The sequence below is a fragment of the candidate division WOR-3 bacterium genome, from assembly GCA_039801245.1.
GTDB lineage: Bacteria > Hydrothermota > Tepidihabitantia > Tepidihabitantales > Tepidihabitantaceae > JAOABP01.
In genome coordinates, this window is the sequence record JBDRUF010000057.1 from 1 (window position 1) to 11,525 (window position 11,525).

The 11,525-nt window shown below is 49.2% G+C and carries 11 protein-coding genes; 7 read left to right on the forward strand and 4 right to left on the reverse strand.

What is annotated here, in order from left to right; all coding sequences use genetic code 11:
- From ABIK47_07420 to ABIK47_07450, 7 genes are all read left to right on the forward strand, one after another.
- The coding region (locus ABIK47_07420) for a S1 RNA-binding domain-containing protein (protein ID MEO0020442.1) at positions 1-772 on the forward strand (772 nt) is incomplete at its 5' end.
- 20 nt (positions 773-792) lie between these two features.
- A complete protein-coding gene (locus ABIK47_07425) occupies positions 793-2,082 on the forward strand; it encodes a pitrilysin family protein (protein MEO0020443.1) in 1,290 nt (429 codons plus the stop codon).
- Complete coding sequence (locus ABIK47_07430) at positions 2,083-3,294, forward strand: pyridoxal phosphate-dependent aminotransferase (protein ID MEO0020444.1); 1,212 nt, start codon at positions 2,083-2,085, stop codon at positions 3,292-3,294.
- Positions 3,295-3,303: 9 nt separating this feature from the next.
- Positions 3,304-4,470: a glycosyltransferase family 4 protein gene (locus tag ABIK47_07435; GenBank protein MEO0020445.1), complete on the forward strand. Its 1,167-nt coding sequence runs from the start codon at positions 3,304-3,306 to the stop codon at positions 4,468-4,470.
- Positions 4,460-5,773 carry an MFS transporter gene (locus ABIK47_07440; protein MEO0020446.1) on the forward strand — a complete coding sequence of 438 codons (1,314 nt, stop codon included), beginning with the start codon at positions 4,460-4,462 and terminating at the stop codon, positions 5,771-5,773. The genes ABIK47_07435 and ABIK47_07440 overlap by 11 nt, the downstream gene beginning before the upstream one ends.
- 23 nt (positions 5,774-5,796) lie before the next feature.
- On the forward strand, positions 5,797-6,900 hold the full coding sequence (locus tag ABIK47_07445; GenBank protein MEO0020447.1) for an aminopeptidase: 1,104 nt from the start codon (positions 5,797-5,799) through the stop codon (positions 6,898-6,900).
- A complete protein-coding gene (locus tag ABIK47_07450; protein MEO0020448.1) occupies positions 6,897-7,346 on the forward strand; it encodes a GAF domain-containing protein in 450 nt (149 codons plus the stop codon). Before ABIK47_07445 ends, ABIK47_07450 begins: the two co-directional genes overlap by 4 nt.
- Before the next feature lie 4 nt (positions 7,347-7,350).
- Here ABIK47_07450 and ABIK47_07455 read toward each other — a convergent pair whose 3' ends face one another.
- From ABIK47_07455 to ABIK47_07470, 4 genes are all read right to left on the reverse strand, one after another.
- Positions 7,351-8,469, reverse strand: a complete 1,119-nt coding sequence (locus ABIK47_07455) for a saccharopine dehydrogenase C-terminal domain-containing protein (GenBank protein ID MEO0020449.1) — start codon at positions 8,467-8,469, stop codon at positions 7,351-7,353.
- 2 nt (positions 8,470-8,471) lie between these two features.
- On the reverse strand, positions 8,472-9,830 hold the full coding sequence (locus ABIK47_07460; GenBank protein ID MEO0020450.1) for an ATP-binding protein: 1,359 nt from the start codon (positions 9,828-9,830) through the stop codon (positions 8,472-8,474).
- A 75-nt stretch (positions 9,831-9,905) separates the two neighbouring features.
- On the reverse strand, positions 9,906-10,232 hold the full coding sequence (locus ABIK47_07465; GenBank protein MEO0020451.1) for a hypothetical protein: 327 nt from the start codon (positions 10,230-10,232) through the stop codon (positions 9,906-9,908).
- A 472-nt stretch (positions 10,233-10,704) separates the two neighbouring features.
- Complete coding sequence (locus ABIK47_07470; protein ID MEO0020452.1) at positions 10,705-11,478, reverse strand: TdeIII family type II restriction endonuclease; 774 nt, start codon at positions 11,476-11,478, stop codon at positions 10,705-10,707.
- Positions 11,479-11,525 lie beyond the last annotated feature (47 nt).

Here is an 11,525-nt window from a genome sequence, read left to right on the forward strand (position 1 = left end):
TGAGAGGTATGAGATTCTGACCGACATAATTGGTGATGAGGACCATTACGGCGATATGGACTTCAAGGTTGCCGGCACCAAGGACGGAATCACGGCGATTCAACTTGACCTGAAACTGCCGGGTATTCCGTACAAAATCCTGCATGAGGCGATGCATAAGGCAAATCTGGCGAGGATGAAAGTGTTAGAGATTATGAACTCGGTTCTTGATCGCCCAAGACCTGAGATTTCCCGCTACGCGCCAAGGATTGTTTCAATTTTGATCCCGAGGGATAAGATTGGCACGGTGATTGGTCCGGGAGGCAAGACGATTCGCAAGATTATTGAGGCGACCGGCACAACCATTGACATTGAGGATGACGGTACAGTAACGATCGCCGCCACCAATCCTGAGGGATTGCAAAAGGCAAAGGAGTGGGTGGAGTCGCTGGTTGCTGAGGTGGAGGTTGGTAAGATTTATCAAGGAACGGTTACGCGGGTTATGAACTTTGGTGCCTTTGTGGAGATACTTCCAGGTAAGGAGGGGATGATTCACATCTCTCAACTCGGTCCGGAAAGATACAGTAAGGTAACAGATGCGGTGAAGGTCGGGGACAAGGTCTGGGTGAAGGTTGTAGAGATTGATGAGCAGGGCAGGATAAACCTTTCACGGCGCAAGGCGATGGAGGAGCGGGGTGAGATTCCGGTTTCAGGTGATTCTGGTAGGGCAGAAAGGCGCCAGCCAAGTAGAGGGGTTACGAGCCGTGGTCCTCACCGGCGGACCCGGCATTAAAGTCAAAGTGCAGCGAATAGATGATTGCTGAGCACTCTGAATTTCAGGGGATTGAAGCCACCCGGGTTCCGGGTGGCTTGTTTGTTATTTCGGAGCGGTTGCCGTATCTGCGTTCGGCTGCCTTGGGTTTTGCCTATCGGATAGGAAGCAGGGATGACCCCAAAGGCAAGGAGGGCACTGCACATCTCGTTGAGCATATGGTGTTTAAGGGAACAGAACGGCTTAATGCCAAAAGCATTAACATATTTGTCGAGTCTCATGGGGCCGAAATGAACGGTTTTACCGACAAAGAGATAACCTGTTTTTACTGCCGGTTTCCCAGAGAAGAGATTGAGCCCATGGTTGGGTTGATGCAGGAGATTTTAAAAGCGCCGGCTTTTGCCCAAGAGGAATTGGACAAGGAAAAGGGGGTGGTTAGTGAAGAGATTCGGACTAACGAAGAGGACCCAGAGACCTGTGCAGTCAACCTGTTGATGAAGGCGATATATGGTGAGGAAAGTTTAGGCAGGCCGGTGTTAGGAACGGTTAATTCTATTGCCCGGCTAAACAGGGATGACTTGCAGAGGTTTTATCAGGCGTTTTATGGCGCAAAGAGCGGGGTGGTTGCGGCAGCAGGTGACATTGAGCACCAGCGCCTCGTGGCGATGCTTGATAAGTTTGACCCCCCTGGAGCCCAAGCCTTAATTAGGGGAAAACTGCCACTGATGCCATTCAGAGCCCTTACGCAGGTAAGAAAGGATATTTCCCAGGTTTATGTGTGTCTTGCCTGGCCAACATTCCCCTACAAGGACCCGAGGCGATATGCCCTTTCTGTTCTCAACACCGCTCTTGGCGGTGGGGTTTCCTCAAGGCTTTTCCAGCGCTTGCGCGAGGAGGAGGGGCTGGTATATTCAATTGGCAGTTTTGTGGAAGGTTACGAGGATACCGGGGTTTTAGGAATTTACTTTGTGGCAGAAGCCCAGAAGTTTTTACGATGCATAACGGTTTTAAGGGAGGAGATAGCACTTTTGCGGCAGGAAAGGGTTAAAATGGAGGAGTTTGAACGGGCAAGGAGTATGACCAAGAGTGCGGTAGTTTTGGCAATGGAGAGTTCAACCAGCCGAATGTTGCGCCTAGCACGAAGCTATCTTCTCTTGGATAGAGTAACAGGCATTGATGAGACTGTCCAGGCTTACAATTCCCTAAAAGTTGGGGATGTAATAGAACTGATTGACCTCCTCCTATCAGAGGATAGATTTTATGCGGGTGTGGTTGGACCTTTAACAGAGGAGGAGGTCACTAAGGTTATAGGGGTAGAAAGGAGTTCATAGGTGTCAGATGTTAAACTTTCCCAGCGGGCGCTTTTGATGCCAGCCTCCCCAATACGGCGTCTTGTCCCTTATGCAGAAAAGGCAAAGGCGAAGGGTATCAAGGTGTATCATCTCAATATTGGACAGCCTGATATTGAGACACCAAGGGAGATAATGGACGGTTATAAGAAGGTTAATATCAAGGTCTTAGAATACGGGCATTCTGCCGGACTGAAGAGTTATATTCAGGTTTTGGTTAAATACTATCAAAATGCGGGCATCGGGGTTCAACCTGAGGATATTTTAGTTACCACTGGGGGCAGCGAGGCAATTTCCTTTGCTTTGAAGGCAATCTGCGACCCCGGGGAAGAGGTGATAGTGCCTGAGCCTTTTTATACAAATTACTTAGGCTTTGCCATTATGGCAGGGGTGAAACTGGTACCAATTCTTACCAAACCTGAAAACGGATTTGCCCTTCCGGGGAAGGATGATTTTATCAAGTTGATAACACCGAAGACAAGGGCGATACTTTTCTCGAATCCGAGTAATCCTACGGGTGCGGTTTACACTGCTGATGAAATGGAGATTTTAAGGCAACTGGCGGTTGAATATAACCTGTTTCTGATTGGGGATGAGGTTTACCGGGAGTTCGTTTATGACGAGACCGTACCGATAAGCGTATTAAACCTGAAAGGGATTGAAGACCGGGCGGTGATGGTTGACTCCATATCCAAACGCTACAGCGCCTGCGGGGCAAGGGTTGGCTGCGTCGTCTCACGCAATAAGGAGTTTATGAATACAATGCTCAAGTTCGGGCAGGCACGTCTTTGCCCACCCACTATCGACCAGTTAGCAGCCCAGGAGGCGGCAAAGATACCTAAAATATATTTTGAAGAGGTGCGCCACGAGTATCGAAAACGCCGGGATGTGCTTTGTGGAGAGTTGAAGAAAATCCCGGGGGTGAAGTTTCTACCACCGAAAGGGGCATTTTACCTTATTGCCGGTCTGCCCGTTGACGATGCAGAGCGGTTTGCCATCTTTATGCTTGATGAGTTCAGCCTGGACAACGAGACGGTGATGCTCGCACCAGGCAGCGGCTTTTATGCCACACCCGGAATGGGCAAAAATGAGGTGCGCATTGCCTATGTTTTAAAGTGTGAGGATTTAATCCGTTCGGTTGAGATTCTTAATGCCGGGCTCAAGGCATACAACCGAAAGCCCGTCGACCGCTAACACCTGATTATGCGCATCTGCATGGTCTCGGACAATTACTATCCCTATATTGGTGGTATTGCCGAGCATATCCATCACCTATCAAAGGAGTTAAGACGCCAAGGTGATATAGTCAAAATTTTGACAACCAGGGTGGGTGGTAAGACACTTGCCTGTCTAGACAGGGTGCCTGATGAGGACCAGGTGATGAGGATAGGGAGAGGACTTGTGATTCGCTCAAACAAGTCTTTTGCCCGTGTGCCCATCGCTTTCAGACCAATGGCACGGGTGAAGAGATTCTTTGAAGAGGAAAAATTTGATGTTATTCACCTGCATGGCTCACTCGCCCCCACCCTCCCCTTGGTTGCGCTGAGGGTTTCCAAGTCGATAAATGTTTTCACCTTTCATGCCAGCCATGACAAAAGTATTGGTTATGCCCTTTGCCGCTCGCTTCTTCTTCCCTACTTCCGGGCGATTCACGGTTTGATTGCAGTTTCCACTGCAGCGCGGGATTCAACTGCCAAGTATTTTCCCGGTGAATACCGAATTATTCCCAACGGGGTGGATTGCGACTTTTTCCGACCCAATGTTGAGCCGATTCCGGAGCTGGATAATGGCAGACCGAAGATTCTTTTTCTGGGCAGGTTTGAGCCGCGGAAAGGGCTGAAGTATCTTTTAATGGCTTTACCTGAGATTGTGCGGGAGGTGCCAGATGTCCAGTTGGTTGTTGTTGGCACCGGTCTTTTTGGTTATTCTTACAAGGACTATCTCGATAAAGAGGTGGAGAGTCATGTGCATTGGGCAGGGTTGGTACCGGGGGAGCAAAGACCGAGATATTATCGCACCTGTGATGTTTTTTGTTCCCCAGCAATCGGCTATGAGAGTTTTGGAATTGTTCTTCTTGAGGCGATGGCAACTGGACGCCCGGTTGTGGCATCAGACATTACCGGTTATCGCACGGTAATTACCTCAGGCAAGGAGGGTTTTTTAGTGCCTCCCCGAGACCCTTCAGCAATAGCCAAGGCGATTATTAAAATTCTCAAGGAGCCAGAACTGGCAAAGAGGATGGGCGAGATGGGCAGGAGGCGGGCGCTTGAATTCTCCTGGCAAAATGTGGCGCTCAAGGTCAAAGAGTTTTACGAGGAACTAATCGCCCGCTATACGGTGCCAAGGGTCCATCTGACCAATGAGCAATAACCGTAGCCAGCTTTTGCCGGTTTTGCGGATACCGGAGTTTATGATATTTTCAATATCTCAAGCCTTTTCCCTTTTTGGCGACAAACTGGACTATATGGCGCTCTTGGCAATGATTGCTTATTTTACGACCAAATTTGGCTGGGACAGTGCGAAGGCGATTTCCTATCTTTCGGTGGTGGTTGCCCTGCCGGTGGTGCTTTTTGGTCCGCTTGCCGGTGTCCTGGTTGACCGCTGGGATCGGCGCAAGGTGATGATTACCTGCGACTCCTGTCGCACCATTCTGGTTCTTTTGATCCCCTTTCTTGCCCTTTTGACCGGTCAATTCCTTATCGTTTATTTCCTTGCCTTTCTGGTGTTCCTGTTCGGACTTTTCTTCAACACCGCAAGGATGGCAATCATTCCCAATTTAGTTGGTCAGGATAAGGTTTTGGGTGCAAACTCATTCTTAAACATCATTGGCAGGCTGGCGACATTTGCCGGAATGTTACTGGGTGGTTTGATTGTTGACTGGTCAGGCTGGCACCGGCTCGGGATCAGACCTGCCTGGACCGCAGGTTTTTACATTGATGCCTTCACCTATTTTGTCTCGGTGGTTGCGCTGTTATTTATCTTCAAGAAACTGACCAACACCCGGGTAAGGACACCGGCTGGACCGGCACAGGTGGAGATGTTCATCAAAGAGCAGTCAAAGATGATTCACAGTGTCAAGGAACTGCTTCGTGTTGTCAAAGGTGAGCCGGCGGTTGTTTTTGTTTACTCATCAATCCTTTTGATGGTTATTTTAGGTGCGGCGGTGGTGGTTCTCTACGTGCCGATTATTCAGTCAAGCCGGGAATTGGGCGGTGTTGGTTTGGGCACAAAGGGGGTTGGTTATGTGGCGGCAATTGGCTCGGTCGGGCTTTTGCTTTCTTCCCTGGTCTACGGCGCATTGGGTCACCGGCTGAAAAAGCATAAGGTAATCCTATTCTCCTTTCTTTTGATGGGCTTGGTGGCGGCAGGGCTGGCAGCCTCGAAAAGTTTTGCGCCGGTGGCACCATTGATCTTTATCGCGGGGCTGGCACTTTCCCCGGTTTATATCGGTATGGATACGCTCCTGCACGAGTCGGTGAAGGAGGAGGTTCGGGGCAGAATTTTCTCCACCCGGGAGTGGCTATTGCATATGCTCTTTGCCCTTGCGGCACTCCTCATCGGGCAATTGACCAACTTTTTTTCTGCCCGTAAACTTTTGTTCGGGTTTGGGATTTTGGTAGTGCTTTTCTCTATCGCCGGTTTCTTTTTGACCAGAAGGCAGAATATTGGCTAAAATTTTAGAAATGGAGGACAGAAATGTTTGACCCAAGAGTAAAAAACCTGGCAAAGGTTTTGATCCACTACAGTCTGAAACTGAAAAAGGATGAGTGGTTGATAATCAGCGGACCTTACAATGCCGAGGAGCTGCACAAGGCGGCACTGATTGAGGCGTTGAAAACGGGCGCGAATGTGACATTGCGCGCCAGCATCCCTGACAGCGCCTATCTGTTTTACAGATATGCGAGTGAAAGGCAATTGCGGTTTGTCAGTCCGAGCGAGAAACTGGAAATTGAGAGAGCGGATGCGATGCTCTTTATCTGGGGTGGTTGGAATACCAAGGAGATGACCAACCTTGATGCGAAAAGGCTGGCAATAAACCGGCAGGCAAGGCGACCAATCTTTGAGACGATGCTCAAGCGGGAGGCAGAGGGTAAATTTCGCTGGGTTGGCACCCAGTTTCCCACACCCTCTTCAGCCCAGGATGCGGAGATGTCCTTGATTGAGTATCAGGATTTTGTCTATCGGGCAGGGATGGTTGACCGCAAGGACCCGATAAAGGAGTGGGAGAGGGTTTCGCAGCGCCAGCGCCGTCTGATTCAGAAACTGAACCGGTTGCAGACAATCAGGATTGTGGGCGAGGATACCGACATCACCTTTGGGGTTAAGGGGAGGAAATGGGTAAACTGCGATGGCAGGGTCAACTTTCCTGATGGTGAGGTGTTTACCAGCCCGGAGGAGGACAAGACCGAAGGGGTAATCCGCTATTCATTCCCTGCGGTCTATCTGGGCAAGGAGGTTTTAAATGTGCGGCTGGTTTTCAAAGAGGGCAAGGTGATTTCGGCAAAGGCGGATAAGGGCGAGGATTTGCTTTTGGCGATGCTTAAAACTGATGAAGGTGCCAAACGGGTCGGCGAACTTTCCTTTGGCACAAACTACTCTATCAAGAGGTTCACAAAAAACACCCTATTTGATGAGAAGATTGGCGGGACAATGCATGTTGCCTTGGGTGCGGCACTGCCTGAGACCGGTGGCAAGAACAAATCGGCAATTCACTGGGATATGGTTTGCGACACCCGCAAAGGGTTTACCGTTTACGGGGATGGCAAGCCGATAATGAAGAACGGGAGGTTTCTGATATGATGTATCAGGCGCAACTGGATGAAATCAGACAGCTGGTGCGGTCAAGCCAGCGGAGCGAGGATGCACAGGCACGGGTGGTGATGGCGATAAAGAAGCACTTTCCCAAGTTTCACTGGGTGGGAATCTTCCGTCTTGAGGGCAAGGATTTGGTTTTAGGACCATATCAGGGCAAAGAGCCCAAGGGGTTCGAGAGGATTCCTGTGGGTAGGGGTGTTTGCGGCACCGTCGCGGTAACGATGCGCACTGAGGTGGTGCCGGATGTTGGTGCGGATGCGCGCTACCTTTTCTGCTTTGATGAGACCCGTTCAGAACTGGTTGTGCCGGTAATAAAACAGGGAAAACTGTGGGGCGAAATCACGGTTGATGCGAGTGAGCCGGACGCATTTACCCGGGATGAGATTGAACTGATAGAAAAGGCAGCCCAAATTCTTGCGGAGCGGGTTTAGGCGCCTAAACCAGCCGGTATTTTAGATTCAAGCCCCGCTGGCGCAGTTCCGCAATGAACCTTTTACTGGGTATTGCTTTCTCCCCGGGCAGAACACCCTTCTTTTGAATCTCACGCCTTGCCAGCATCAGGGCAACAATCGCAGCAGCAAAGCCGGTTGTGCGCATCATTGCGGTCAGACCCTTTTTCCTGTCAGCGTAGTCAATCAACTGATAGCGTAAGAGCCTTTCTCTGCCATTAAGTTTTCCCCTGACATCAACCCGCAACAGGACGCAGTCATCTTTCTCATACCCGAGCACCTTTTCCAGGGCGCAGGCAAGAAGGGAACGGGGTAGCTTCTGCCAGTTGCCAACCGCGGCGCGGAGAAGCAACTGAAACATCAGCCGGTGCTGAGGGTAGCGAATCGTCTTGTAGTCAAGTTCCTGCACCCGGTCTTTAAATGTCTCGACCAGGGTTGATGAGCCGCCCGAGGTGTGAAATGCCTCAAGTCTGCCAAAGGGCTTGGGGAAGATAATCTCCTCAGGCTCGGTCATTGGCTTCACCTTGAAAATTTTCCCATTGCGCAGAATCAGGCAGGGCTCAATGTACTCATTCAAAAGACCCTGGGCAGAAAACACCAGGCGGTAAAAGATTGGTGGCTCGGGCTTTTGCGGCAAACCGCCAACCCGGATGTGCACCTCGTCGGTTCTGTCAAGCCGGCTGACCGCATCGGCAACAAGGACATTGGTGATGCCGGGCGCAAGACCGCAGTCAGGGATGACGGTGATATTTGCCGCCTGCGCCTTTTTATCAAGCGCCAGTTGTTTGCGGACAATGGTGTTGTTGCCACCAAGGTCGCAGAGGTTTGTTTTGGCGGCAATTGCCATTCTGGTCAGTTTCAGGTTGTATTCATAAGGGACGCAACTTATTCCCACCGCACAATGGGCAAGCAGTTCAATCAGATGGCGGTTGGTAACATCTGCCTCAATGGTCTTTAACTTCGGGCTTTTGAGCCACCTTTTCAGTTGTCTTAACCTCGTGCGGTCCTGGTCAACAACAAAGACCTTCTCAACATCCTTCTGGCGCACCAGGTCATAGGCGACCGCTCTTGCCATCAGACCGGCACCGAAAATAAGCGCCTTCATTGTTAAACTCTCCTTTCCCAATCAAAAGTGAGTGCCCATTTCCAGAATGGAACAAACTGAACCAATCCGGATGGTAACTTTTCCTCACCTTCGTAATCAGCGGTGATGACCGTTGATTTTCTTAGACTAAACTTTTCCATTGCCAAACCCAGTGGTGCCAGTTCACGCTCCCAGACCCCAAACGCCTGCGGGTCAGCACACACCTGGATTAGCGCTTTTGGTTTACCGGCATCGGTTATAACAAAGTCTACCTCCTGTCCCTTCCCATTCTGCCAATAGTAAATCCCAAGAAGCGGGAAAACCGCCTCCTGGCGCCGCAACTCCAGGAGGACTAAATTCTCAAGAACCCTGCCCCGGTCCTGACTGAATGTCAAGCCGTGAACCGCGCGTAAGCCCGGGTCTACAACATAAACCTTCCGCGGTCGCAGTGCTGTCTCTTTGAGGGAATGGGAGAACTTCCGCACGAGAAAAACCAGCCCGGTTTCCTCAAGACGATTGAGGTAGTTAATAACCGTCCGCTTGATGACCGGAACCGTGCCCTTCAACCAACGGCTGAAGGCGTTGACCGAAAAGGGAGTGGCAATGTTTGTCATCAGAAAACGGAATAACGTGCGCATAGCATTTAGATTCCGAATGCGATAACGCTCAACGATGTCGCGCAAAAACATCGTATCAAGATACTCCCGCAGAATCCGCAGCCGCATATTCGGCTCCTTTTCCAGCACCACCTCAGGGAATCCGCCAAAGTTGAAATAGTCCTCAAGGGCAGCGATTACCTCAAACCGGCGGCGCGAAAAAGAGGTGAGATGGTCTAAAGGGATGCCCCGGGCGGCAAGAAACTCGCGGGGCGAAAAAGGCAACAGTTCATAACTGAGACCACGACCACGCAGGGTGGTGGCGATATCACGGCTGAGCATCTGGGATGAGGAACCGGTGACGAACAGCCGAAACTCCCTGGTATCAAGAAGCCGGCGCACACCCAGTTCCCAGTTGCGCACCCGCTGCACCTCATCAAGAAGGAGATAACGATGTCCATCATCCGCTTTTGGTGCCAGTTCAAAATGCGCCTCACGCAAAAGTTCCAGGTCAAGCGCATCCGCCGGCACCAGACGCGGGTCATCAAAACTGACATAACCGATATGGCGCTTGGGCACACCGGACTGAACTAGTTGTTGGGCGAGACCGAAAAGCCAGAAGGTCTTGCCACAACGGCGCACCCCGGTTATGGCTATCGCCTTGTCCGTATCTAAGGGCACCTTTAACTCGCGTGGGACGATCCTTGGAAACCGCGCCTCCTGAAACTCATTCAGGATTAGTTTAAGTGTATCTTTGTGCATCTTATGATACCATTTTAAGCCCAAAATGGTATCATACAGGATACCAAAGTCAAATAAAGGAGAGGTTAGGAATCCTTGACCTCAAGATTGAACCGCCTGCTATCCTGCCCGACAGGTTCGCACCGGGCATCTCAATTTAAGACCGCGGGGTGGAACGGGATGAGCGTTTTTCCCTTTGGGAGGATATTTATGATAATACCTGCATTCCTTGTAAAAGGCGTTCTGGGGCGAGGATGCGTATTCAAACCAGAAGTAGCGGTAATGCCGGTTACTTTTAAACAGCCTTTTTAAGTGACCGCGCAGGTCCTTGTCCGAGCGTCCGACAAGGGCAACCGTTTGCCCGTCAGCGGAAATGACAAATACGCCGGGATGACCCGCTTCAATCTCACAATCAAGTTCATCGCTCTGATAAGGACCTTTAAGCATTAAAAGGCAATGTTATCCCCAATGAGCCCAAAGTCAACGCATAAGCATTGATGAACTAACTCAGGCGTTAAGCCATTATTCTATGCCTTTTGGGGTCAAATAGCGTTTCCGGGTCAATTGATTCTTGAATTTTGTAATCAGCCTTATTTTACCAGTTATTATGCGGTTTCTTTTGATTCATTAATCATTCTTCTTATCTCGGTCCAATCAGGGTCGCCGTGGTTAAAAAATGATTTGAAGTTATCCCTCAGCCATTGATAAGAGTCTTGTTCCAAATATCGGCAAAATACAGCTGTCAGGTCATCCAGAGAGATGTCAGTAGGAACCTTAACTTCAATAAGTGTTTCCTTTAAGAATTCCTTAACAAAGGGTTTATCTATCATGTTATTTCCTCCAAAATCAGATTGTCCTTTTGAGGATTCAATTTATATTTTATCAATCTTACTGTTTTTTCGTCAATTGAGTTCTGTTTTTATTTGAACCGCGAAAAATATGAATCTATTTCAGGTTTTAATTCAATACCCACTCGCTCAAAGCAACCCAAGACTTCCGTATATGCTCCTTGGCCCCCGAGGAAATCCCAAAATTCCTCCGCAACCTTTAGTTCGTGCTCCAAATCCAGCATACCCCCAATAGTCCATCTTGCGTAAGGCTTTGGCTCATAAGGGTTATATGGTATTGCAACATAAGATTGAACATCACCATCTGGGTGTTGAAATAAATAAAGGGCTATCCATTCCAAGAGGGTCCTTTTGAACTCCTTAAAGTTACCTTTGTTCGGTTTGGCAGTTTTGATCTCAAACAGATGAACAGTTCCGTTGATATCCTTAACATATAAATCTACATTTACCGTCTTAGTCTTAATCGTTCTCCCTTTGGTACAGACATTCCGTATTCTTTCTATTTCGGCAACCTTGTTTGAAGTTCCTCCCAACGAAAGTTTATCCATAATATGCTGAATCTCTTCTTGCGCCTTTTCGCTTATTAAGTTTCCAACTGAAAATTGCTTCTGTGCGGCAGGGAACTTCAAACTAGCAAGTGTCTCAGCGATAGGTTGAAATATTGAAATCCCAAAGGAGGTAGCAACGGAATGGATAAACGAATATAATGCCATTCTATCCCGTCCCAAAAGATGGAAATGAAAGGGCATATTGTTTGTTTCTGGATTGTAAGAACTGAACTTTTCTCTGAGGCAATCTTTAATGATTCCTTCTATTTTTCTTATCTGGGTTTCACTTAAGGGCATTTATTTTTCCTTGAGATGAAATATCGATTCTGCATAGGGCGTTTCCC